Annotated in this window: 22 protein-coding genes; 6 read left to right on the plus strand and 16 right to left on the minus strand. The window is 72.5% G+C overall.

Going from position 1 to position 23,100, the window contains the following annotated elements:
- Positions 1-5 precede the first annotated feature (5 nt).
- The 13 genes from HA039_RS04285 to HA039_RS04345 form a co-directional block, all read right to left on the minus strand.
- Complete coding sequence (locus HA039_RS04285) at positions 6-638, minus strand: phosphorylase family protein (RefSeq protein ID WP_167023981.1); 633 nt, start codon at positions 636-638, stop codon at positions 6-8.
- On the minus strand, positions 638-2,641 hold the full coding sequence (shc, locus tag HA039_RS04290) for a squalene--hopene cyclase (protein WP_167023984.1): 2,004 nt from the start codon (positions 2,639-2,641) through the stop codon (positions 638-640). The genes HA039_RS04285 and shc overlap by 1 nt, the downstream gene beginning before the upstream one ends.
- 116 nt (positions 2,642-2,757) lie before the next feature.
- Entirely contained in the window at positions 2,758-3,816 is a 1,059-nt protein-coding gene (locus HA039_RS04295; protein ID WP_167036180.1) for a polyprenyl synthetase family protein, read from the minus strand.
- A 53-nt stretch (positions 3,817-3,869) separates the two neighbouring features.
- Entirely contained in the window at positions 3,870-5,258 is a 1,389-nt protein-coding gene (hpnE, locus tag HA039_RS04300) for a hydroxysqualene dehydroxylase HpnE (RefSeq protein ID WP_167023989.1), read from the minus strand.
- 130 nt (positions 5,259-5,388) lie between these two features.
- On the minus strand, positions 5,389-6,339 hold the full coding sequence (hpnD, locus tag HA039_RS04305; protein ID WP_388331527.1) for a presqualene diphosphate synthase HpnD: 951 nt from the start codon (positions 6,337-6,339) through the stop codon (positions 5,389-5,391).
- Complete coding sequence (gene hpnC / locus HA039_RS04310) at positions 6,336-7,256, minus strand: squalene synthase HpnC (RefSeq protein WP_167023996.1); 921 nt, start codon at positions 7,254-7,256, stop codon at positions 6,336-6,338. Before hpnC ends, hpnD begins: the two co-directional genes overlap by 4 nt.
- A gap of 530 nt (positions 7,257-7,786) precedes the next feature.
- Positions 7,787-8,575 (minus strand): ABC transporter ATP-binding protein, encoded by a 789-nt coding sequence (locus HA039_RS04315; protein ID WP_167024001.1) that lies wholly within the window; start codon positions 8,573-8,575, stop codon positions 7,787-7,789.
- Positions 8,568-9,497 (minus strand): ABC transporter permease, encoded by a 930-nt coding sequence (locus tag HA039_RS04320; protein WP_167024005.1) that lies wholly within the window; start codon positions 9,495-9,497, stop codon positions 8,568-8,570. Before HA039_RS04320 ends, HA039_RS04315 begins: the two co-directional genes overlap by 8 nt.
- Before the next feature lie 137 nt (positions 9,498-9,634).
- Entirely contained in the window at positions 9,635-10,507 is an 873-nt protein-coding gene (locus HA039_RS04325; RefSeq protein WP_167036183.1) for a glycosyltransferase family 2 protein, read from the minus strand.
- 5 nt (positions 10,508-10,512) lie between these two features.
- Positions 10,513-11,298 carry a CDP-alcohol phosphatidyltransferase family protein gene (locus tag HA039_RS04330; protein ID WP_208298539.1) on the minus strand — a complete coding sequence of 262 codons (786 nt, stop codon included), beginning with the start codon at positions 11,296-11,298 and terminating at the stop codon, positions 10,513-10,515.
- Entirely contained in the window at positions 11,276-12,337 is a 1,062-nt protein-coding gene (locus HA039_RS04335) for an iron-containing alcohol dehydrogenase family protein (RefSeq protein ID WP_167024008.1), read from the minus strand. Before HA039_RS04335 ends, HA039_RS04330 begins: the two co-directional genes overlap by 23 nt.
- Positions 12,325-13,074, minus strand: a complete 750-nt coding sequence (locus tag HA039_RS04340; RefSeq protein ID WP_167024012.1) for a phosphocholine cytidylyltransferase family protein — start codon at positions 13,072-13,074, stop codon at positions 12,325-12,327. The genes HA039_RS04335 and HA039_RS04340 overlap by 13 nt, the downstream gene beginning before the upstream one ends.
- Positions 13,071-14,912: a DUF5941 domain-containing protein gene (locus HA039_RS04345; protein ID WP_243869989.1), complete on the minus strand. Its 1,842-nt coding sequence runs from the start codon at positions 14,910-14,912 to the stop codon at positions 13,071-13,073. Before HA039_RS04345 ends, HA039_RS04340 begins: the two co-directional genes overlap by 4 nt.
- Before the next feature lie 312 nt (positions 14,913-15,224).
- Between HA039_RS04345 and galE the strand changes: the two genes are divergently transcribed.
- From galE to idi, 3 genes are all read left to right on the plus strand, one after another.
- A complete protein-coding gene (gene galE / locus HA039_RS04350) occupies positions 15,225-16,208 on the plus strand; it encodes a UDP-glucose 4-epimerase GalE (protein ID WP_167024016.1) in 984 nt (327 codons plus the stop codon).
- A gap of 223 nt (positions 16,209-16,431) precedes the next feature.
- Positions 16,432-17,373: a cation diffusion facilitator family transporter gene (locus HA039_RS04355; RefSeq protein WP_167024020.1), complete on the plus strand. Its 942-nt coding sequence runs from the start codon at positions 16,432-16,434 to the stop codon at positions 17,371-17,373.
- 110 nt (positions 17,374-17,483) lie between these two features.
- The gene (gene idi, locus HA039_RS04360; RefSeq protein WP_167024024.1) at positions 17,484-18,098 is read left to right on the plus strand and encodes an isopentenyl-diphosphate Delta-isomerase; all 615 of its coding nucleotides are present in this window, start codon (positions 17,484-17,486) and stop codon (positions 18,096-18,098) included.
- Here idi and HA039_RS04365 read toward each other — a convergent pair.
- Complete coding sequence (locus tag HA039_RS04365; RefSeq protein WP_167036192.1) at positions 18,073-18,576, minus strand: ATP-binding protein; 504 nt, start codon at positions 18,574-18,576, stop codon at positions 18,073-18,075. The two genes, idi and HA039_RS04365, sit on opposite strands and share 26 nt — an antisense overlap.
- A 324-nt stretch (positions 18,577-18,900) precedes the next feature.
- On the opposite strand from HA039_RS04365, the gene HA039_RS04370 reads away from it, so the two are divergent.
- Positions 18,901-19,647, plus strand: a complete 747-nt coding sequence (locus HA039_RS04370; protein ID WP_167024027.1) for an enoyl-CoA hydratase/isomerase family protein — start codon at positions 18,901-18,903, stop codon at positions 19,645-19,647.
- Here the strand turns inward: HA039_RS04370 and HA039_RS04375 are convergent.
- Positions 19,628-20,278, minus strand: a complete 651-nt coding sequence (locus HA039_RS04375) for a DJ-1/PfpI family protein (protein WP_167024030.1) — start codon at positions 20,276-20,278, stop codon at positions 19,628-19,630. The two genes, HA039_RS04370 and HA039_RS04375, sit on opposite strands and share 20 nt — an antisense overlap.
- 574 nt (positions 20,279-20,852) lie before the next feature.
- Positions 20,853-21,815, minus strand: coding sequence for a GlxA family transcriptional regulator (locus HA039_RS04380; RefSeq protein ID WP_167024033.1), 963 nt, complete (start codon positions 21,813-21,815; stop codon positions 20,853-20,855).
- Between the two features lie 111 nt (positions 21,816-21,926).
- On the opposite strand from HA039_RS04380, the gene HA039_RS04385 reads away from it, so the two are divergent.
- Together HA039_RS04385 and HA039_RS34335 are read left to right on the plus strand one after the other, a co-directional pair.
- Positions 21,927-22,790 (plus strand): SCO6745 family protein, encoded by an 864-nt coding sequence (locus HA039_RS04385; RefSeq protein WP_167024036.1) that lies wholly within the window; start codon positions 21,927-21,929, stop codon positions 22,788-22,790.
- A gap of 116 nt (positions 22,791-22,906) precedes the next feature.
- Positions 22,907-23,023: an LPFR motif small protein gene (locus HA039_RS34335; RefSeq protein ID WP_279592818.1), complete on the plus strand. Its 117-nt coding sequence runs from the start codon at positions 22,907-22,909 to the stop codon at positions 23,021-23,023.
- Positions 23,024-23,100: the final 77 nt, after the last annotated feature.

Consider the following 23,100-nt stretch of genomic DNA (forward strand, 5'->3'; position numbering starts at 1 on the left):
CTAGCTCACCTCCTGGGGAGCAGCAAAGAACGGTGCCATTCGTAAAAAGCTGGAAGGACGGCACGAAGAACGCGGAAAGCTGATATTCCACCGCGCACCGTGCCGATACGGACGAGCTCGTGCTCCGGGGCGTCCACGACCACCCGGACGGCCGCAACCGGACGGGGTCCGGCACGCAGAGCGGTACGGAGTGTCGTGGCGGACTCCATGTCCACCGCGACCGCCCCGGTGGTGCGCAGCGCGACACGTTCCTCGCCGCGCACCACGTGATCGGAGCCGGTCAGCGGTCCGGTGTGGACCGCGTGTCCCGGTACTGCGCGGGTCAGCGCCTCGACGAGCAGCTCGGTGGCCGTGCAGGGCGTGGAGCCACCGGCTCCCCGGGTCTCGTCGGCGACGATCAGGTCCCCGGGGTTCATCCCCGGGGCGAGGCCGGCACAGAAGCCGGACGCGATGACGGCCGCGTCCCTGTGCCGGGCCTCGCCGAGCGCGCGGGCCACCGCGTGCTCGGCGTTCTTGGGCCCCATGCCCGTCCGCAGGACGGTCACCGGACCGGGCGCGTCGGCGCGTCCGCCGCTGCGCAGGGCGAGCCGCTCGATGCCCAGGGCGCAGGCGATCAGCAGCCCGGAGGAGCGTTCCATCAGCTCCCCTTGCGGCTGATCGCGCCGCTGGCCAGGGGCTCTCCGTTGACGTACCGGCCGAGAGCCGTGAGCGGGAAGACCTGCCGGTACAGGTGGTAGTTGATGGAGAAGTCCCACGGGAAGCCGGTGCCGGTGAAGTACGGCTCGTCCCACGAACCGTCCTCGCGCTGGGTCTCGGCGAGCCAGGCGACGCCCCGCTCGACGGACCGGCTCTCCCGGCCGCCGGCCGCGAGCAGCGCCAGCAGCGCCCACGCGGTCTGGGAGGCGGTGGAGGCCCCGTGCCCGATCCACTTCTCCTCACGGTACGAGCGCAGGTCCTCGCCCCAGCCGCCGTCGTCGTTCTGCACGGATTCGAGCCACCGGACGGCCCGGCGGATCGCGGGGTGGGTGACCGGCAGCCCGGCGGCGGTCAGCGCGGGGACCACCGAGCCGGTGCCGTACACGTAGTTGACGCCCCAGCGGCCGAACCAGGCGCCGGAGGCCTCCTGTTCCGCGAGGAGCCACTCGATGCCCCGGCGGGTGTCCGGGTGTTGGGCCATGCCCTCGTACGCCAGCATCTCCACGACGTGCGCGGTGACGTCGGCGGACGGCGGGTCGATGACCTCACCGAAGTCGCAGAACGGCATCCGGTTCGGGAACGGGCTGGTGTTGTCGGCGTCGAACGCCGCCCACGCCCCGTTCCTGGACTGCATGCCGAGCGTCCACCGGGCACCGCGCTCGACGGCGGCGTCGAGCCGCGCCGGGACCGGGTGCCTGACCCGGCGCAGCGCGAGGATCACCTCGGCGGTGTCGTCGATGTCCGGGTAGTTGTCGTTGTGGAACTCGAAGGCCCAGCCGCCGGGGGCCAGTTCGGGTCTGCGTACGGCCCAGTCCCCCGGCCGGGAGATCTCCTCGGCGATCATCCAGTCGGCCGCCTTCACCAGCGCCGGGTGGTCCGGGCTCAGGCCCGCGTCGGCGAGGGCGATGGTGGCCAGGCAGGTGTCCCACACCGGGGACTGGCAGGCCTCGATCATCCGGGCGCCGTCCTCGCGCCACACGGCGAACCGGTCGAGCGATTCGAGGCCCGCCCGCATGATCGGGTGGTCCAGGTCGTAGCCGAGGAGGTGCAGGGCGATCACCGAGTAGACGGCGGGCGGCTGGATCCCGCCCCAGGCACCGTCGTTCTCCTGCCGCTCGATGATCCAGCGGGCGGCCGCGTTCATCGCGATGCGGCGCACCCGGCGCGGCGCCACCTTGTGGTAGGCGTGCAGGACCTTGTCGAGACGCTGGAACATGCCGTCCCAACTGGCCACCGGCGCCAGCGGCTTGACCGGGTTGGGGGCGTCGGCGTCGGTGTGCAGCTCGTCCAGGGCGAAGGGGGCGGGCCGCACGGGCCGCTTCGCCGAGACGATGGTGAGCGGCACGATCGTCTGCCGGGCCCAACAGCCGAAGTCGTAGATGTTGAGGGGGAACCACTTGGGGAAGAAGATCAGTTCGGGTGGCAGCTCGGGGAGGTCGTCCCACTTCCACCAGCCGAAGAGGGCCAGCCAGATCCGGGTGAAGACGCGGGCGGCGGCGATGCCGCCCTGCTCCCGTACCCAGGTGGCGGCGCGTTTCATGTGCGGGTCGTCCGGGCTGTCCCCGGCGAGCCGCAGGGCCACGTACGCCTCGATGGTGGCGGAGAGTTCGCCCGGGCCCCCGTAGAAGGTGGCCCACGTGCCGTCGGCGCGCTGCTCGCCCCGGATGAACAGACCCGCCGCCTCGGTGGTGCGCGGGTCCAGGACCCCGAGGAACTGACGGAGCAGCAGGTCCTCGGCGTCCATGGTGACGTTCGTTTCCAGGTCGCCCTTCCACCAGCCCTGGGCGTCCTGCCGGCCGAGCAGGTGCTCGACCGATCGTGCGGTGGCCCGCCGGGCGGCGACCAGGAGGTCGCCCGCCGCGGCGGTGGTCGTGTCGGTCGGTTCACTGGCCGCGGCTGCGCGGGGTCCCACGGCCCCGGTGCTTCCGTCGGTCGTCGCTGTCATGGCTTCCCCTTCGTGCAGTGGTGCTTCTGCTGTGCTGGGGTCTCCGTCGTCCACGCCCTGACGGGCTGTGCCCTAGGGGCCGTGGACGGCGACTGCGAGGCATATGGGAATAATGATCATCTCTTTCGTACGACGACGAAGTCGGCGAGCGCGGTGAGCTGCGCCCTGACCTGTTCCGGCATGTCCACGCCGTCCAGGGCGTCGATGGCGACGGTGTGCTGCCTGCGGGCCTCCTGCGAGGTCCACTCCCGGCCGCCCGCCTCCTCGATCAGTGCCGCCCTGGTGGCGAACTCCTTCTCCGAGAAACGCTCGAAGTCGTTGCTCTTGGCATCGGCGGCGAGCAGTTCGCCGAGTCGTTCCGACGCCGGACCGCCCGCCGCTAGCGCGGCGACGACCGGCAGGGACTTCTTGCGCTGGCGCAGGTCGCTCCAGGTCTGCTTGCCGGTGGCGTCCGGGTCGCCCCAGATGCCCAACAGGTCGTCCACGGCCTGGAAGGCGAGGCCGAGGTGGTGGCCGTACGCCTCCAGGGTGTCGGCGGTCCGGTCGTCGGCGCCGCCGAGGACGGCGCCGATGGAGGCGGCGCAGGCCAGCAGCGCGCCGGTCTTGTTGCCCTCCATCTCCAGACACTCCGCGACGGTGACCCGCTCGCGGTGCTCGTACGAGATGTCCTGGGCCTGGCCGTCGATCAGTTTGCGGCTCGCGGCGGTCAGCCGGCGGGTCGCCCGGCCCGCCTCGACGGTGCCGAGCTCCAGCAGCACCTCGTTGGCGAGGGCGAAGAGCGCGTCGCCGACGAGGATCGCCTGGGCGGGGCCGTGCACCTTCCAGACGGTGTCGCGGTGGCGGCGCTGCTCGTCGCCGTCCATGAGGTCGTCGTGCAGCAGCGAGAAGTTGTGGACCAGCTCCACGGCGACGGCGCCGGGGATGCCCGTGCGCGGGTCGGCGCCCGCCGCCTCGGCGGAGAGCAGCGCGAGCGCCGGGCGCACGGCCTTGCCGCCGTCGCCGTCGGCGGGCCGACCCTCGGCGTCGATCCAGCCGAAGTGGTAGGCGGCGACGGTGTCCATGGGCGGGGCCAGCCGGTCGACCGCGGCGCGCAGCACGGGGGTCGACATGCTCCGTCCGCGCTCCAGCAGTGCGTAGACGTCGGCGGTGTCGACAGCCGGGTTCGCCGGGGGCACGGTCGGCACGGTCTCTCCTCTTGTTCCAATACTCGTGGGGGCGGTACTCGGGCTCATGCCGCCTCCTCCAGCGGGTGTGCGTGGCGGACGCCGAACCCGGCCAGGACCGCGCCCGCGGCGCTGAAGCCGCTCCTGACCGCGCTTTCCATGGTCGCGGGCCATCCGGTGGCGGTCCACGCGCCGGCCAGGAAGAGGCCGGGGGCCTGCGTACGGGCTCCCGGGCGCAGCCGTCCCACGCCCGGGGTGGGGGCGAAGGTGGCGGTCCGCTCGCGGGTGACGAAGAAGTCCCGTACCTCCGCGCCCCTGGCCGCAGGGAGCAGTCGCTCCAGCTCGGGCAGGTAGCGCGCGCGCAGCTCGGAGACGGGTGTGTCGATCTCGTCCTCGGCCGCGGACTGGGACAGGGCCAGGTACTGGCCCTCCTTGAGTCCGGAGGCGGCCGTACGGTCGAAGACCCACTGGACCGGGCTGCCCAGCGCGGCGAAGAACGGCCGGCGGAGCACCGTGCGGTCGTAGACGACGTGGACGTTCAGGATCGGCGCGGTGCCGATGTCGAGCAGCCGGTCGGCGTCGTCGAGGGCGCCCTCGGGCAGCAGCGCGTGGGTCTCCCGCTGCGGTACGGCGAGGACGACGGCGTCCGCGTCGAGCCGCTCGCCGTCCACCTCGACGTGCCAGCCGCCGTTCCCGTCGCGGGTGACGGAGTGGACGCGGGTACGCAGCCGCGTGTCCACGCCCGCGGAGTCCAGGGCCTTGCGGGCCAGCGTGTCGTGCAGCTCGCCGAGGGGGACGTGCGCCCAGCCGATGTCGGCGGCGCCGGGCTCGGAGAGCAGGCCGGTCTTGAAGACCATCGCGGCGAGCCCGAGGGAGGCGTTCGGCGCGGTGGCGTTGAGGGTCGCGACGCCCACCAGGTCCCAGAGGGCCTCGATCGTCCGGTCCGACTGGCCGTGCCGGCCGAGCCAGGTGGCGAAGTCGACACCGTCCAGCGCCGGGTCGGTGGGGTCGAGCCGCTTGAGGGCGAGCGCGGCGCGTCCTACGGAGGCGCGCTCGGCGAGCGAGAGGTGCGGGTACGTCGCGAGTCCCGCGGCGAGGTGCAGCGGTACGGGCAGGCCGTTGCGGCGGATCCGGCCGAGGCGCGGCCTGCCGGGCGTGCCGATGTCGAGCACGGGCACGTCCAGGCGGTCCTGGAGGGGGGCCAGCGCGGCGCCGTCCACCCGGTCGAGGAGCCACCGGTAGGCGGTGCAGCAGCGCAGGTAGACGTGCTGGCCGTTGTCGACGTCGAGGTCGCCCCGGCGGAAGGAGAAGGCGAGGCCGCCGAGCCGGGGGCGGCCCTCGACCAGGGTCACGGACAGTCCGGCGTCGGCGAGCTGGAGCGCGGCGGTGGTCCCGGCGAGTCCCGCGCCGACCACGACCGCGTGCCGGGGCCGCGTGCCGTCGGCTGTGGTCATGCCTGCTCCCCTCGGAGTGTCGCAGTCAGGGACGCGTGGGCCCGGCGGATGGTTGACAGTGCCGAGCGGCTCGGCGGGGCGGGCACGGCGCCCGGGGGCGTCCGGACCCCGGCGGCGGTGGCGCGCCACGTCATGCGCGCCTCCTGACCGTCTGGCGGGTGACGTTCCTGGCGTCGAGGCCCGAGAGGCCGCGCACCGCCACGTACGCCTTCTCGCGTCCCGGGAGCGAGACCCGCCCGCGCAGGACGGCCTCGGGGTCGCGCTCGATGCGGTCGAGGAGCCTGCGGTAGATCCCGGCCATGGCGGCGACACACGCGCCGCTGCGCCGGTCGAGCATGGGCAGCAGCCGGTAGCCCTCGGCGAACAGGGCGCGTGCGCGGCGGACCTCGAAGTGCACGAGTCCGGCGAAGTCGGCGCCGGGGGCGGGGGTGTTGCTGTGGAAGCCGTCGGAGCAGCCGAACTTGGCGAGGTCGTCGGCCGGGAGATACGTACGGCCGTTGCCCGCGTCCTCCCGTACGTCCCGGAGGATGTTCGTGAGCTGGAGGGCGAGGCCCAGTGTGTCCGCGTACTCGGACGCGCGCTCGGCGCCGGGGGCGCCGGGTGACGTGCCGAACACGCCGAGCGAGAGGCGGCCGATGGCGCCCGCGACACACCGGCAGTACACCTTGAGCCCGTCCCAGGTCTCGTACGTCTCGCCGCGGACGTCCATCAGGACGCCGTCGATCAGCTCGTCGAGGCCGCCGACGGGGATGGGGAAACGGCGGGCCGCGTCGGCGAGCGCGACGGCCACCGGGTCGGTGTCGTCCTCGTCGACGGTGCCTTCCCTGATCCGGTCGAGGAGGACACGGGTGTCCTCCAGTCTGGCCTGCTTGGCCGCCGGCTCCAGTGTGCCGTCGCCGATGTCGTCCACCCGCCGGGAAAGGGCGTACAGCGCGGACATGGCCTGCCGCTTGTCGGTCGGCAGCAGCCTGATGCCGTAGGCGAAATTCCGGGCCTGCTGGCCTGTGACGGCCTCGCAGTAGCTGTAGGCCGCCAATACCGGCGCGGACATCGGCGTCTGTCCCTCCACGTTCCGGCTCACCCCTCTCTGTGCGCTCGTCGCAAGACAGCTCCCACTTCGCGCAGCAGGCGCGCTTTGGTGGGCTTGGGCGGTCCGGGGAGCACATCGTGCCCGGCGGCCGCGATCGAAGCGAGGGCGGCGCGCCCTCCGGCCACAAATCCCGCGAGCAGCAGACGGAGCCTGCCGTGGACGCTACCCACCAACAGGGTGCCTTCATTCAACAGCTGCCCCGCGCGTTCGGCCTCGTACGCCACCAGCTGGCGCACCGCGGCGCCCGCGCTGGGGACGGCGAGGTCCGCCTCGGTGACACAGAACCGCTTCATGTCCTCGGCGGGCAGGTAGATCCGGTCGCGCCCGAGGTCCTCGGTCACGTCCTGGAGATGTTCGATGATCTGGAGTGCGGTGCAGACGGCGTCGGAGAGGCGGATCCGCTCCGGGGTCGCGGTGCCGCTGATGCCGAGGACGAGCCGGCCGACCGGGTTCGCGGACAGTTCGCAGTACGCGAGGAGGTCGTCGTACGTCTCGTAGCGCCGGACCAGCTGGTCCTGGCGGTTGGCGCCGATCAGGCCGAGGAACGGCTCGGGTGTCAGCGAGCTGTTCCGTACGGTCGGGCCGAGCGCTCTCAGCAGGGGGTGACCGGGGACGGGGCCCGCCGGATCGAAGACGCGCCGCAGGTCGGCCTCGAACGCGTCGAGCATCACGAGCCGGTCCTCGGCCTGCCCGGGGTCGACACCCAGGTACCGTGCGTCGCCGCCGCCGGGGGCCAGGTCCCCGTCTCCGATGTCGTCGACGAGCCGGGCGAATCCGTAGACCGCCATCAGGTCGTCGCGCCAGGCGCGGGGCAGGAAGAACGGCGCCACGGGGAAGTTCTCGTCCGCGGCCTTGTCCAGCGTGTTCCGCGCGGTGGCGTCGGCGCGCACCTCTGGGGTGCCCGTCACAGCGAGCTTCCCGGTGCAAGGACGGCGAAACCCTCGCGGAGCTGGAGATTTTCCGTCATTGCCGTCACATCTCCCGTTCTACACTGCTGACCCAATACATCCCATTTCGGACACGCCGCCCGCTCGGCCCAGTCCCCCCGCGCCGCCGCGCACCTGGGCGCTCCCGCGCCCGGAGGTCACCGGCGGGCAGGAAGCCCCCGGGGGAATCGCCCCACATGCCACGAATCAGCACCCGCACAGCTTACGTTGTACAACGAAGAGGAACACGCGGGGGTGTTGAGCGCATAACAAGAACATCGCAATGCCGGTCAACCTTCCCCCGACCCGGCCGACTTGACCGACGTTTGACGAACACGGCCGCCGGCCGCGCCCGGCCGTCCCGGTCCCGCCCCGGTGAGAGCCCCGTACGCCATGATGCTCCCGGCCGGCCGGGGATCGCCGGGGGCGCGCCGGGCCGCCGTCACGGCGCGGCCCCCGCCGCGGTGTTCCGGCGGGGGCCGCGTCACGCCCGGGGGCGCGGTGGCGACGGACTACTTGCCCGTCTCCTTCTCGTACGCCTTGATGACCTCGTCGGTCGGGCCGTCCATGAGCAGCTCGCCCTTCTCCAGCCACAGCACGCGGTCACAGGTGTCCCTGATCGACTTGTTGCTGTGACTGACCAGGAAGACCGTGCCCGCCTCCTTGCGCAGCTCGCGGATCCGCTCCTCGGAGCGGATCTGGAACTTGCGGTCGCCGGTCGCCAGCGCCTCGTCGATCATCAGGACGTCGTGGTTCTTGGCGGCGGCGATGGAGAACCGCAGCCGCGCCGCCATGCCGGAGGAGTACGTCCGCATGGGAAGGGTGATGAAGTCGCCCTTCTCGTTGATGCCGGAGAAGTCGACGATCTGCTGGTACCGCTCGCGGACCTCCTCGCGCGACATGCCCATGGCCAGTCCGCCGAGGATCACGTTGCGTTCGCCGGTCAGGTCGTTCATCAGCGCCGCGTTCACACCCAGTAGCGAGGGCTGGCCGTCGGTGTAGACCTTGCCCTGCTCGGTCGGCAGCAGGCCGGCGATGGCTCGCAGCAGGGTCGACTTCCCCGAGCCGTTGGTGCCGATCAGGCCGATCGCCTCGCCGCGGTACGCGGTGAACGTGACGCCCCGGACGGCGTGGACCTTGCGGACCCCGCGGGCCTCGCCCTTCTCCTTCGTCCGGCGCACGATCCGGCTCAGCGCGGCCGTGGCGGTGCCCCGGCCGCCGCCACCGGCGTTGACGCGGTAGACGATGTGCACGTCGTCGGCGATGACGGTGGGCGTGCGTCCCTTGTCGATGTCAGCCACGGCCGTACTGCTCCTCAGCCTTCCAGAAGTACACGAAGCCCCCGACGCCCAGGATCAGGGCCCAGAGCAGGGCGACCGACCAGACGTGCGCGGGCAGATTCTCCCGGCCGTAGCCGTCGATCAGCCCGAACCGGACCAGATCCATGTAGATCGCGGCCGGGTTGTACTGGAGGATGTCCCCGATCCAGCCCGGCTTGTCCTTGAGCATGATCGGGATGGAGAACATCACACCGGACGCGTACATCCACGTACGCATCACGAACGGCATCAGCTGGGCGAGGTCCGGGGTCTTGCTGCCCAGCCTCGCCATGATCAGCGCGAGGCCGGTGTTGAACACGAACTGGAGCACCAGCGCGGGCAGGATCAGCAGCCAGCTCAGCGCCGGGTAGCTGCCGAAGGCCACCGCCACGACCACCAGCACGATCATGGAGAACATCAACTGCTGGAGCTGCTGGAGCGCGAAGGACACCGGCAGGGCGGCCCGCGGGAAGTGCAGGGCCCTGACCAGGCCCAGGTTGCCGGAGATGGCACGCACACCGGCCATCACCGAACTCTGGGTGAACGTGAAGACGAACACACCCGTCACCAGGAACGGGATGAAGACCTCCGACGGGATGCCCCGGTTGCTCTGGAGGATCAGGCCGAAGATCAGGTAGTACACGGCCGCGTTGAGCAGCGGCGTCGCCACCTGCCACAGCTGGCCGAGCTTGGCCTGGCTGTACTGGGCCGTCAGCTTGGCACTGGAGAAGGCCAGGACGAAGTGCCGGCGACCCCACAACTGCCGCACGTACTCGGCCAGTCCGGGGCGCGCCCCACTCACCGCCAGGCCGTACTTGGCGGCGACCTCCGCCGGGGAGAGTCGGTCGTCGGGAGACGGCGGGGCGCTCATCGCGATCGCACCGTCATGGGTTGTCTCACTCACAAGTTGAAACTTTCGTGTTCAAGATGCGCAGACGAACAGGCGCCGGCACGAACGGCCGGGCCTCAGGGACAGGGGGATGAGCTGTTCTCGGACCCCGGATGTTCGCGGACCCCAGATGCTCCGAGAGCCCGAGCATCTCAGACGACTGGTGGACGGCCCAACCGGGTCAGTCGCCAGACCGTACGCCATTTCATCGGCCGTCGTGGCCCGCACGGCGTCGACCAGCCCTCCCTGAAGCCGCCCCACCACGCCTTGAGGGCCGGCGCCGACGGCCGCCTGACCAGCGTCAGCAGCGTCCAGACCCCGAGATAGACCGGTACGACCGGGGCGGGGAGGTTACGGCGGGCCAGCCACACCCGGTTGCGCGCCACCATCCGGTGGTACACCGCGTGCCGGGACGGCGGCATCGTCGGGTGGTGCAGCACCATGTCCGCGCGGTAGTCGATCATCCAGCCGGCGTCCAGCGCCCGCCACGCGAGGTCGGTCTCCTCGTGCGCGTAGAAGAAGTCGTCCGGCAGGGGCCCGACCTCCGCGAGGACCCTGGTCCGTACGGCGTTGGCGCCGCCGAGGAAGGTCGTCACCCGGGAGGACCGCAGCGGGTCGGAGGCGCGCAGGCGCGGGACGTGCCGGCGCTGCGTCAGGCCGGTCTCCGGGTCGGCGATCCGGAAGCTGACGATGCCGAGGGCGGGATCCTCCGTGAAGGCCTCCCGTACCAGCCGGGCCGTGTCGTTGAGGGGAAGCGAACCGTCGTCGTCCAGGAAGAGCAGCGCGTCGACCTCCGAGCCGGCCGCGCCGAAGGCCTCGATGCCGACGTTGCGGCCGCCCGGGATGCCCAGGTTCTCGGGCAGCTCCACCGTCCGTACCCCGTCGGGAACGGGTCCCACCGGGGCGCCGTTCCCGACGACGACCACCTCGACCGGGTCGCCCTCCTGGCGGGCGACCGAGTCGAGGAGCGCACGCAGTTCGGCGGGGCGTTCACCCATCGTGATGATCACCGCGCCGAGCCGCATGTCGCTCACTTCAGCCTGCTGGACGCCAGGATGGAGACCAGGTGGAGCAGTGTCTGGACGAGGGCGATCCCGGCGAGGATCGCGATGCCGAGGCGGGTGAAGAAGAGGTCGCCCTGGACCTGGTCGATGATCGCGACGACCAGGATGAAGAGGCTGGCCTCGATGCCGCCGACGAGCCGGTGGAACTTGAGCATGGCCGCCGCGCGGCGGGCCAGCGCCAGACCGGACGAACGGGGCACGGACGCCTCGTCCTTGACGGCGGGCAGGCCGCTGCGCTGGCGGGCCACGTCGACCAGGTCGGTCTCGGCCTTGATCAGGATCGCGCCGAGCGCGGCGAGCGTACCGAGGAACGCCCACAGCCAGTTGGTGGTCGGGCCGTTGTCGTGGAAGACGTCGGCGCCGCGGATCCCGAAGCCGACCAACAGGGCCGCCTCGCACAGGTAGTGGCCCACCCGGTCGAGGTAGACGCCGGTGATCGAGGTCTGCTTGCGCCAGCGGGCCACCTCGCCGTCGACGCAGTCGAGGAGCAGGTAGACCTGGAAGAGGACCACCGCGAGGATCGCGCCGGTCAGTCCGGGCACGAGGAGCGTGGCGCCGCCTATGACACCCACGACCACCATGAGGTACGTGAGCTGGTTGGGCGAGATCCGGGTGTTCACCAGGAACGGGTCGATGTGCAGCGAGATCTCCCGCATGTACATGCGCCCGGCCCAGTGCTCCCCGCTGCGCCGGTCCTTCACTCCGTCGGGGTGTACGACGGGACGGAGTTCAGCTACTGATGGTCTTGGCATAGTCGGCGTACGCGTCCCTGATCTGATCGGTGGACAGGTCGAGGTGTTCGAGGATCGTGAAGCGGCCCGGGCGGGTCTGCGGCGCGTACGCCACGGCCCGTACGAACTCGTCGACGGTGAAGCCGATCTGCTCGGGCAGGACGGGCAGTCCGTGCCGGTGCAGGACCTCGACGAGCAGGCCCGACTCCTCGTGGGCACCGCGCAGGTGCATGGCGAACGCGGCTCCGAGGCCGACCTGTTCGCCGTGGAGCGCGGAGCGCTTGGGGTGGAGCAGGTCGAAGGCGTGGCTGATCTCGTGGCACGCGCCGGACGAGGGGCGGGTGTCCCCGCTGATCGACATGGCGATGCCGGTGAGGACCAGCGCCTCGGCCAGGACCGTCAGGAACTCGTCGTCGCCGACCCCGCCGGGGTGGCGCAGCACCGCCTCGCCGGCCGTGCGGGCCATGGCGGCGGCCAGGCCGTCGACGGGCTCGCCGTTGGTCCGGTGCGAGAGCTCCCAGTCCGCGATGGCGGAGATGTTGGAGACCGCGTCGCCGATGCCGGAGCGGACGAAGCGGACGGGCGCGTCCCGGATGACGTCGAGGTCGATGACGACGGCGATGGGGGTCGGCACGCCGTACGAGCCGCGGCCGTTGTCGTTGTCGAGCGTGGCCACCGGTGAACAGATGCCGTCGTGCGCCAGGTTGGTGGCGACGGCCACCATCGGCAGGCCGAGGCGGGCCGCCGCGTACTTCGTCACGTCGATGATCTTGCCGCCGCCGAGGCCGACGACCGCGTCGTACCGCTTGCCCTTGATCCCGTCGGCGAGCCGGACGGCGGAGTCGATGGTGCCGTCGGCGACGGCGAACCAGTCGGCGTCCGGCAGGACCGGCGCCAGCTTCTCGCGCAGCGCCGTCCCCGATCCCCCGCTGATGGCGAACGCGAGCCGTCCCGAGCTGGAGATCCGCTGGTCGGCGAGGAGTCCGGCCAGGTCGTCCATCGCGCCGCGGCGGATGTCGACGGAGACCGGGGAGGGGATCAGCCGGGTCAGTACTGGCACGCGATCTCACGGCCCTTCGCGAGGTCGGCGTGGTTGTCGATCTCGACCCAGGGGACGTCGCCGATGGGGGCCACGTCGAGCGTGAAGCCGCGGTCGACCAGTTCCTGGTAGCCGTCCTCGTAGTACAGGTCGGGGTCGCGCTCGAAGGTGGTCCGCAGGGCGTCCGCGAGGTCCGCCGCGGCCTCGGCCTCGATCAGGGTGACGCCGATGTACTCGCCGGTGGCGGTGGCCGGGTCCATGAGCTTGGTGATGCGGCGCACCCCCTTGGCGCCCTCGGTGATGACCTTCATCTCCTCGTCGGCGAGCTGCTTGACCGTGTCGAGGGCGAGGATGATCCGCCGGCCCTCGCCGCGCGCGGCGAGCAGGGTCTTCTCGACGGAGACGGGGTGCACGGTGTCGCCGTTGGCGAGGATCACGCCCTTCGCCAGCACGTCACGGGCGCACCAGAGGGAGTAGGCGTTGTTCCACTCCTCGGCCTTGTCGTTGTCGATGAGGGTGAGGCGGATGCCGTACGTCTCCTCCAGGGCGGCCTTGCGCGCGTAGACGGCCTCCTTGCGGTAGCCGACGACGACGGCCGCCTCGGTCAGGCCGACCTCGGCGAAGTTGGCGAGGGTCAGGTCGAGGACCGTGAGGGTCCCCTCCCCGGCCGCGTCCACGGGCACGAGGGCCTTCGGGAGCGTGTCGGTGTAGGGGCGCAGACGCCGTCCGGCACCGGCGGCCAGTACGAGGCCGATCATGCGGGTTCTCCTTCGTCGTGTACGGCGGGGGCTCCGGAGGACACCCAGAAGCGGACGGACTCCACGAGCGCGACCAGCGCCACGGCGGACGCGAGCACGGTCAGGGCCACGGTGAGGTCCGTGCCGCGCGTCGCGAGGACGGCGGCGAGGGCGGTGACCACCAGCGTGCGGCCCTCGTGTCCGAGGATGGTCCTGACCAGCCAGCGGGGCGGGGCGCCGGTGCCTCCGCGGATGCGGTACACCGTGTCGTAGTGATGGTAGGCGACGGCCGCCACCAGCCCGAAAGCCGCCGGCAACGCGCCGTTCACGTCGGAGCGCGCGGCGAGGACGAGGACGGTGGAGTACTCGGCGGCCCGGAGCACCGGCGGGACGAGCCAGTCGAGCGCGCCGGTGAGCGGCCCGGTGACGGCCGCGCCGGCGAGCACCGCGTACAGCGCGGCCGCCAGGACGACCCAGGAGCTGCCGAACGGCTCGAAGCACGCGGCGGCCACCAGCAGGGCCCCGCCGGCGAACGCGACGAACGGGCGCAGGCCGAAGGGCGGGTAGGCCTTGAGGCGGCCCAGGAGACGGGAGACGGTCTCGGCGACCGGGCCGGAGTCGGCGAGGTCGGCGAGGGCCCGCGCGGCGCGTTCGGTGCGGACGGCCCTGCGGGTCACCGAGCGCAGAATGCGGCCGGCGCTGGTGTAGCAGGCGGCGAATCCGCACCCGATGAGCAGCGCGTAGAAGACGACGCGCGGGGTGGTCACGGCGGTCAGGACGGCGATCATCGCCCAGCGCTCGCCGATGGGGAGGACGATCATCCGGCGCACCCAGACGGTCCAGCCGACGCTGTCGAGCTTGCTGGAGAGCGCGGCGGTGGGGGTTCCGACGACGGCCTTGCCGGTGGAGGTGGCGGCCGTGGCGTCGACATTCGCCTCGTTGAAGGAGAAGTCGACCACATGGCGGCAGGTCTGGAGGATCATCGCGCCGAGCGCGAGGGCCCACACGTCGTCGCCGTTCCTGGCGGCGCCGAGGGCGAGGCCCGCGTAGTAGGCGTACTCCTTGGCCCGGTCGAAGGTGGCGTCGAGCCAGGCGCCCATCGTCGAGTACTGGAGCGAGTAGCGGGCGAGCTGTCCGTCGGTGCAGTCGAGCACGAAGGAGAAGAGCAGCAGCACGCCGGCGGCGACGTAGCCGCCCCGGGTGCCGGTGGCCGCGCAGGCCGCCGCGATCAGCGCGGTGACCAGGGACGCGGTGGTGACCTGGTTGGGCGTCAGGCCGCGGCGGGCGCACCAGCGGGCGAGGTAGCGGGAGTAGGGGCTGATGCAGTAGGTCGTGAAGAACCCGTCGCGGGCCTTCACGGCGGAGCGCAGCCGTACGGCCTCGTCGTCGACGGCCGCGACGGCGGCGGCGGCCTCCTGCCGGGAGGCAGTGTCGAGGGGGACGGTGGCGACGAGCGAGCCCAGCTCGGGCCGCTGTACGCCGGCGCCCTCGGCGTCGAGCGCGGCGGCGGCCCGGTCGGCGAGGGAGGCGCCGTCGGCCAGGACGGCGGAGGCGGCCTGGGTGGTGCCGGTGGTCCCGGCCGGGTGGTCCGCGGTGGCCGGGGAGAGCGCGGCGCTTCGTTCGACGGCGCCGACGGCGCGTACCAGCGCGGTGCGGGCCTCGGGCTGCGCGGTGAGCGCGCCAGGCACGGCGGCGAGCGGGAAGCGGGGGTCGGTCAGCGCGAGGCGCAGGGCGTGGAGGTGGCCGACGAAGCGGGGGTCGACGAGCGCGACACGCTCGGCCGGCGGGACGTCGGCGAGCAGGCCGGCCGTCTCGGCGGTGCTGGTGGCGGTGCGTACGTCGAATCCCAGCGACCGCAGATCGTGCGCGAGCGACGATCCGGGTACCGGGAGACCGGTGAGGATGGCGGTCGACAGACGAACTCACTCCTTGGCACTGATCAGGGTTGGGTGCGCGGCGACTTGGCCCGGGATTCCGGGCGGCGGCACGTCGGCAGAGGCTATCGGATGAACGGAAGCCTGAGTTCACCGGGCGTTTACGCCCAGGACGCCATGGTCTGAACGCGGTCCCGGGCCGAGATCATCATTGTCGATCACCGCCCCGCCCACAAACCGCCCCCGGCCGTTCCTCGGTCCGGCCCGGCGGATCGGACAGGCCCTAGGGTGGCGGGCATGACGTGGCTGATCACAGGTGGGGCGGGTTACATCGGGGCGCACGTGGCGCGGGCCATGAGCGCGGCGGGCGAGCGGGTGGTGGTGCTCGACGACCTGTCGACGGGCGTCGCCGGGCGGCTGCCGGCGGAGATCCCGCTGGTACGGGGCTCGCTGCTGGACCGGGAGGCCGTGGACGCGGTCCTGGCCGGGCACGAGGTCACCGGTGTGGTGCATCTGGCGGCGAAGAAGCAGGTCGGCGAGTCCGTCGAGCAGCCGCTGCGGTACTACCGGGAGAACCTGCACGGGCTGACGGTGCTGCTCGACGCGGTGGTCGCGGCCGGGGTGGGGCGCTTCCTCTTCTCCTCGTCCGCCGCCGTGTACGGCGTACCGGATGTGGACTTGATCACGGAGGGGACGCCGACCGTTCCGATCAACCCGTACGGCGAGACGAAGCTCGCGGGCGAGTGGCTGGTGCGGGCGACCGGCAGGGCCCACTCGATCGCCACCGGCTGCCTGCGCTACTTCAACGTCGCGGGCGCCGCGCGGCCCGAGCTGGCCGACACCGGGGTGTTCAACATCATCCCGATGTTCTTCGACCGGATCAGCCGGGGGGAGGCGCCCCGTATCTTCGGCGACGACTACCCGACGCCGGACGGCACAGGTGTGCGGGACTACATCCATGTGGCGGATCTCGCCGACGCGCATCTGGCGGCGGCCCGGCGGCTGGCCGGCGGGCCGGGGGCGGGTGACCTGACCCTGAACATCGGCCGGGGGGTCGGCGTCTCGGTCCGGGAGCTCGCCGACCTGGTCGCGGACGTCACCGGCCACCGGATCCCGCCGGTGATCGAGGCGCGGCGGCCCGGGGACGCGGCGAAGGCCGTGGCGTCGGTGGAGCGGATCGGGCGCGAGCTGGGGTGGACGGCGACCCGCGACGTACGGGAGATGGTCACGTCGGCGTGGGAGGGCTGGGAGTCGCAGCACCGGCCGGCGCCGGTCGCGTAATCCCGTCGGTATCCCGTCGGCGCTCCGGGCGGTGGGCTCCCGGGGCGCCCCGGGGATCACTCGGACGGGCGTCGGGCGGGCGTTTCCGCAGGTCGCTCCCACGGGCCGTTTCCGCAGGTCAGAGCATATGACAACGGTGTTCAGTCCCGTGTTGTCGGATACCCCCCGTCCGTAGTTCACTGACGTGGTCGGCAGTTCACCGAGACGACCGGGAGGCGTCCCCATGGGGGCAGGGCACGACCACGGCCACACGCACGGAGGACCACCACCGACGGGGACGGCCGCGGCCGCGTACAAGGGCAGGCTGCGGATCGCGCTCGGCATCACGCTGTCCGTGATGGTCGTGGAGATCATCGGTGGCATCGCGGCCGACTCGCTCGCCCTGGTCGCCGACGCCGCGCACATGGCGACCGACGCCGTCGGCCTCGGCATGGCCCTGCTGGCCATCCACTTCGCGGCCCGGCCCGCCGACACGAACCGCACCTACGGCTACGCGCGCGCCGAGATCCTCGCCGCGCTGGCCAACTGCCTCCTGCTGCTGGGGGTGGGCGGTTACCTGCTGTACGAGGCGATCGAGCGGTTCGTCTCGCCGCCCGACACGCGGGGCGGGCTCGCGATCGTCTTCGCGCTGATCGGCATGACCGCCAACCTGGTCTCCCTCACCCTGCTGATGCGCGGGCAGAAGGAGAGCCTCAACGTGCGCGGCGCCTACCTGGAGGTGCTCGCCGACACGCTCGGCTCGTTCACCGTGCTCGTCTCCTCCGTGATCATCCTGACCACCGGGTGGCAGACGGCGGACCCGATCGCGGGCCTGCTGATCGGTCTGATGATCGTCCCGCGTACGGTGAAACTCCTCAGGGAGACGCTCAACGTGTTGCTGGAGGCGGCGCCGAAGGATGTCGACATGGCGGAGGTACGGGCCCACATGCTCGCGCTGCCCGGCGTGGCCGACGTCCACGACCTGCACGTCTGGACGATCACCTCGGGCATGCCGGTGCTCTCCGCGCACGTGGTGGTGGACCAGGACGCCCTGGACTCGGTGGGGCACGAGAAGATGCTGCACGACCTGCAAGGATGCCTCGGGACCCACTTCGACGTGGAGCACTGCACGTTCCAGCTGGAGCCCCGGGGGCACGCCGAGCACGAGGCGAAACTCTGCCACTGAGGCGCACGGCCGACCGGCCCGCCGAACAGACATGCCCACACGTTCGAAGTGCGGACACGAGGCTTTTGTACGGCAGACTTGGGGCTCGAGGCCCGAAGCGAAGGATGGTTATGCCGACCACACCAGTCACTGCGGCGAGCAGCTCGCCGAACGGGGTACCGGACTCGTCGAACGGGGGACCAGAACCAATCCTGCTGGAGCTGGTCGACGAGCTCGGCAACACCATCGGCACCGCCGAGAAGCTCTCGGCCCACCAGGCGCCCGGGAAGTTGCACCGGGCGTTCTCCGTGTTCCTCTTCGACGAGCAGGGCCGGCTGCTCATCCAGCGCCGCGCGCTCGGCAAGTACCACTCCCCCGGCGTCTGGTCGAACACCTGCTGCGGGCACCCGTACCCGGGCGAGGCGCCGTTCGCCGCCGCCGCCCGGCGGACCCACGAGGAGCTGGGCATCTCGCCGTCGCTGCTCGCCGAGGCCGGTACGGTGCGCTACAACCACCCGGACCCGGCGTCCGGGCTGGTGGAGCAGGAGTTCAACCACCTCTTCGTCGGCATGGCGCAGGCGCCGCCGGCACCCGACCCGGAAGAGGTCGGCGAGACGGTGTTCGTCACCCCCTCGGAGTTGACGAAGCGTCACGAGGAAGTGCCGTTCTCGGCGTGGTTCATGACCGTGCTGGACGCGGCGCGCCCGGCGATCAGAGAGCTCACAGGGCCGGCCGGGGGCTGGTGACACCTCCCCGGAGCGGGGGATCGTCGAGCGGCGACCTGAGGGGAAGCGCCGCCCAGATGATCTTCCCGCCGCCGGCGGTGTGTTCCACGTCGCAGCTCCCGCCGGCCTCACGGACGATCTCCCGTACGAGGAGCAGTCCGCGCCCGCCGGTCTGCGCGTAGTCGGCCTCCAGCGCCTTCGGCCGGTACGGGTGGTTGTCCTCCACCGACACCCGGATCCACTCCGCCTCGATGGCCACCTCGACGGCGACCTCCGGCGAGAGCAGGGCCGCGTGCCGCACGGCGTTGGTGACCAGCTCGGAGACGATCAGCAACACCCCCTGGACGACGTCGTCCCTGACCGGCACGCCCTGGCGCTTCAGCAGGTCACGTACGGCATGCCTGGCCTGCGGCACGGAGACGTCGACGGTGGGCGCGGTGAACCGCCACACTCCTTCGTACGACAGCGGCCGGGCCGGAACACTCCCGCGGCTCTCCACCATCCTGCGGCACCCACCCTCGGCTTGACCGGCTGTTTCCGCCGGCGACGTCCATCGGACACCGAGTCTTGGGAACGGGCGGTGCCCGCCCGGCCTACTGAACAGAAGTCAGCCGTTATTGGTGATCTGCGATCGCCTTGTTACGGACGCCTCGGACACCTGACCGGTCCTGACCGTGCGGTGTCGTTCCGTGTCCGTACGGCGGCGCCGGACCGCGGGGCGGTGCCCGAGGGCGCTCCCCCGCGCCCCCGCGCCCCCGCGCCCCGGATCCCTCCGGCTCCAGTCCGGATCCCGTCCGGATACGGCCCGGCTACCATCCGGCGCATGGAGCCCCAGCTGCTGCACAGCGTCGCGGACGGCATCGCGACCGTCGTCATCCACCATCCGGCCAAGCGCAACGCGATGACGACGCGGATGTGGCGGGACCTGCCGCCGCTGCTCGGGCGGCTCGCCCCGGATCCCGCCGTACGGGCGCTGGTGCTGACCGGCGAGGGCGCGCACTTCTGCGCGGGCGCGGACATCTCCACGCTGCGGGAGCCGGGTGAGGACCCGCGGTCGCTCGCGGTGGCGGCGGAGGACGCGCTGGCGGCCTTCCCCAAGCCGACGCTGGCCGCCGTGCGGGGGGCGTGCGTGGGCGGGGGCTGCCAGTTGGCCGCCGCGTGCGATCTGCGGTTCGCCGAGGAGGGCGCGCGGTTCGGGGTGACGCCGGCGCGGCTCGGGATCGTCTACGCGGCCTCCTCCACGCGGCGGTTGGCGTCGCTGGTGGGTCCGGCGACCGCCAAGTACCTGCTCTTCTCGGCCGAGTTGATCGACACGGAACGGGCGCTGCGGACCGGGCTCGTGGACGAGGTGCTGCCGGTGGGCGAACTGGACGCGCGGGTGGGGCGTTTCGCCCGGGTGCTGGTGGCGCGCTCGCAGTTGACGCAGGCGGCGGCGAAGGAGTTCGCCGCCGGTCTGGAGGGGCGGGACGCGTACTGGACGGAGCAGGCGCGCGGCAGCGGCGACACCGCGGAGGGGGTCGCCGCCTTCCTGGAACGCCGTGAGCCGCGGTTCAGCTGGACGGCGCCGTGACGGTGGCGGGCGGCCGGCCTGCCCGGAACTCCGCCACGAGGTCGGCGGGCGCCTTCTCGGGCGACCCCGCGTCGTAGGGCGGGCGCGGGTCGTACTCCGTCAGCAGCTGTACGGACTGGGCGACCCGGTCGCCCGCGATCCGCCCGAGCAGGCCGAGGCCCATGTCGATGCCGGACGAGACGCCGGCGGCGGTGACGTACTTGCCGTCGAAGACGAAGCGCTCGCCGGTCGGTTCGGCCCCGAGGGCCGCGAGGCGGTCGAGCGACAGCCAGTGCGAGGTGGCGCGCCGCCCCGTGAGCAGCCCGGCTGCGGCGAGCAGGAGGGAGCCGGTGCAGACCGAGGTGGTCCACGTGGTGGTGGCGTCCACGGCCCGCAGCCAGCCGAGGACGGCCTCGTTCTCCATCTGCGCGCCCTGCCCGGGCCCGCCGGGCACCACGACGATGTCGGGGCGCGTCACCTCGGCGAGCGTGCGCTCGGCGACGAGCGAGAGGCTCCCCAGGTCGTTGGCCACGGGCCCGACCCGCTCGGCAACGAACTCGGTGCGCGCGCCGGGGGTGCGGCAGAGGATCTCGTAGGGCCCTACGGCGTCGAGGGCGGTGAACCGGTCGAAGAGCAGGATCGCGATCTGCATGGGGGTTCGCCTTTCGGTGGCGGTCCGCGGTTTGCGGCCGGGCGGGGGTGTTGCGCGGGGCGGGGGTCAGGTGGGTCGCGGTCGGGCGGGGGTCGCCGTTGAGCGGCGGGCGCGGTCGGGCGGGGTCGGCGTTGCGCCGGGTCGCCGGCGAGGGGCGGTCGGGGCTGAGCGGGGGCGCGGTCAGGGGGCGGGCGCGGTCAGGCCGGGGTCGCCGTTGAGTGGCGGTCAGGGTTAGGCCGGGTTGGCGTTGCGCCAGGTCCCGGTTAACCGGCGGTCGGGCCGGGATCACGGTCGGGCGGCAGTCGGGGGCAGGCGGGGTCGCGGGCAGGTCGGGCCGGCATCGCGCCGGGTCGATGTTGCGCGGGTCGCGGTTGAGCGGCGGGGGCGGGCGGGTCGGGTTGGCGTTGCGCCGGGTCGCGGTTATGTGGCGGCCAGGCCGGGATCACGGTTAGGCGGGGGTCGCGGGCCGGGGGGCGCGGGCAGGGCAGGTCGGCATCGTGCCGGGTGGGCGTTGCGGCGGGCGCGGGCAGGTGGGGCGGTGGTGAGGGGCGGGTGGGGTGAGGGGGCGTTGGGGTCAGGGGTGGGTGGGGTGGAAGCGGTGGCGGTACTCCGCGGGGGACGTGCCCAGGGTTTTTACGAAGGCACGGCGCATTGCCTCCGGGGTGCCGTAGCCGCTCGCGCGGGAGATCTCCTCGACGCCGTCGGCGCTGTCCTCCAGCAGCATGCGGGCGTGTTCGAGGCGAACGCGGTCCACGTACCGGCCCGGCGTGGTGCCGGTCTCCGCGCGGAAGGCGCGGGCGAAGTGACGGGGCGACAGCCGTGCGCGCTCCGCCAGCGACTCGACGGACAGATCGCCGCCGGGGTGTTCCCCGATCCACGTCTGCACGTCCCGCAGCGGGCCGCGCTGGGCCGTCTGGGCCGCGAGCCGGACGCTGAACTGCGCCTGGTTGCCCGGGCGCCGGAGGAACACCACCAGGTGGCGGGCGACGGTGAGCGCCGCCTCCCGGCCCAGGTCCTCCTCCACGAGCGCCAGGGCCAGGTCGATGCCCGACGTCACCCCCGCGGAGGTGGAGACCCGGCCGTCCCGTACGAAGATCGGGTCCGGCGCGACGTCCACCGCCGGGTACATCCGGGACAGCCGGTCCGCCGCCGCCCAGTGCGTGGTCGCCCGCCGCCCGTCGAGCAGCCCCGCCTCGGCCAGCAGCAGGGCGCCGGTGCAGACCGACACCAGCCGCCCGGCGCGATCCGCGTTCTCCCGCAGCCAGGCGATCAACCTGGGATCGGGGCTGCGGGTGCCCGCTCCCCCCGGTACGAGCAGGGTGTGCGGCGCCGCGGCCGCGTCGAGCGTCGTGTCGGGGACGAGCGTCAGCCCGCTGGAGGTGCGGACGGGGCCGCCGTCCAAGGAGGCCGTACGGATGCGGTACGCGTCGGGGTCACCGGTGAAGCGCGCGGCGCCGGAAAACACCTCCACCGGACCGGTCACGTCGAGACTCTGCACGTCGTCGAAGAGGACGACCAGCACGGATCGCTCTGTCATGCCCGCCATCCTTCGCGCTCCCGGCGATGGCCGCAATGACGGATACCCCTCCTTTCCTGCCATCTCCGCCACCCCCTCCTCGCCGTACCGACCGGTCAGTAATGTAGGGGCATGACGACTCTGCCCGAGCGGGCCGCGCGACGCTGCTACTCCGCGATGAACCCGATCCACTCGACCCTGTACTTCTCCCCCGACCTCGGGCGGGAGTTCGGCGAGAAGGGCGTCCGGGACTCCGACGCCGTCTACTTCGCCGCGCGGGCGGCGCCCCTCGGCCCGGTCGGCGCGGGGGTCGTCGCCGCGACCTTCTACAACTTCAACCACGAGCTGATCGCCCGGCACGTGCCCGCCGTCTGGGACACCGTCTCCCCGCAGGCCGCCCTGGACGCCCGGCTGCGGGCCGTGGACACCCTGCTGCGCCGGCTCCTCGGCGACGAGGCCGTGGCCTCCCCGGAGATGGCCGAGGCGGCCGGGCTGGCGCTGCGTGCCGCCGAGGGGTGCGCCCGCCACGCCCGCCCGCTCTACGCGGCCAACGCCGACCTGCCCGTACCGGACGCCCCGCACCTGGCGTACTGGCACGCCACCACCCTCCTGCGGGAACACCGCGGCGACGGGCACCTGACCGCCCTGCTCGCGGCCGGCCTGGACCCCGTGGAGGCGCTGGTCAGCCACACCGCCAGCGGGCGGGGCATGACGCCGAAGTGGGCCACCACCAGCCGGGGCTGGTCCGCCGGCCAGTGGGAGGCGGCCGGGGAGCGGCTGCGCGAGCGCGGACTGCTGGCGGCCGACGGGGAGCTGACCCCGGCGGGCGAGGACCTGCGCAAGGCCCTGGAGGACGAGACGAACCGGCTGGACGTGGCGCCCTACGCGTGGCTGGGCGAGGCGGGGGTGGCCCGCCTCACCGAGCTGGCCGGCGGCTTCACCGGTACGGCGCTCGTGGCCGGCGCGTTCCCGGCGGACCTCATAGGCAAGCGCTGACGGGCCGAGCGGTCGTCCAGGGCGCGCGAAGGAGGACACTGGAGGAGAAAGGGGCCGACCGCGCACCGCCCGGTCCCCGCAGTCGCCGGCCCCGCGACCGAATCCTGGAGGCCCCCGTGTTCCGTGCCATCGCAGACGTACTCAGCGCGATCGGATCGACGCTCGCCTCCGTGGTGACGCTGCCCTTCCGGGCCCTCGCCCGCCTCTTCGGCGGCGCGTCCCGTCACGCCTGACGCCCACGCCCGACATCCAGGCCCGGCGTCCACGCCGGACGTCCGCGCCTGACGACCTCCCGACCCGCCGGCCCGGT

Source organism: Streptomyces liangshanensis, from assembly GCF_011694815.1.
GTDB lineage: Bacteria > Actinomycetota > Actinomycetes > Streptomycetales > Streptomycetaceae > Streptomyces > Streptomyces liangshanensis.

Bases quoted from the DNA above. Each gene is read 5' to 3' on its own strand.
- shc (WP_167023984.1), bottom strand. From the start codon at position 2,641: ATGACAGCGACGACCGACGGAAGCACCGGGGCCGTGGGACCCCGCGCA.
- HA039_RS04380 (WP_167024033.1), bottom strand. From the start codon at position 21,815: ATGACAGAGCGATCCGTGCTGGTCGTCCTCTTCGACGACGTGCAGAGT.
- galE (WP_167024016.1), top strand. From the start codon at position 15,225: ATGACGTGGCTGATCACAGGTGGGGCGGGTTACATCGGGGCGCACGTG.
- idi (WP_167024024.1), top strand. From the start codon at position 17,484: ATGCCGACCACACCAGTCACTGCGGCGAGCAGCTCGCCGAACGGGGTA.
- HA039_RS04330 (WP_208298539.1), bottom strand. From the start codon at position 11,298: ATGCCAAGACCATCAGTAGCTGAACTCCGTCCCGTCGTACACCCCGAC.
- HA039_RS04375 (WP_167024030.1), bottom strand. From the start codon at position 20,278: ATGCAGATCGCGATCCTGCTCTTCGACCGGTTCACCGCCCTCGACGCC.
- hpnE (WP_167023989.1), bottom strand. From the start codon at position 5,258: ATGACCACAGCCGACGGCACGCGGCCCCGGCACGCGGTCGTGGTCGGC.
- HA039_RS04370 (WP_167024027.1), top strand. From the start codon at position 18,901: ATGGAGCCCCAGCTGCTGCACAGCGTCGCGGACGGCATCGCGACCGTC.
- HA039_RS04355 (WP_167024020.1), top strand. From the start codon at position 16,432: ATGGGGGCAGGGCACGACCACGGCCACACGCACGGAGGACCACCACCG.
- HA039_RS04285 (WP_167023981.1), bottom strand. From the start codon at position 638: ATGGAACGCTCCTCCGGGCTGCTGATCGCCTGCGCCCTGGGCATCGAG.
- HA039_RS04340 (WP_167024012.1), bottom strand. From the start codon at position 13,074: ATGATCGGCCTCGTACTGGCCGCCGGTGCCGGACGGCGTCTGCGCCCC.
- HA039_RS04325 (WP_167036183.1), bottom strand. From the start codon at position 10,507: ATGCGGCTCGGCGCGGTGATCATCACGATGGGTGAACGCCCCGCCGAA.
- HA039_RS04385 (WP_167024036.1), top strand. From the start codon at position 21,927: ATGACGACTCTGCCCGAGCGGGCCGCGCGACGCTGCTACTCCGCGATG.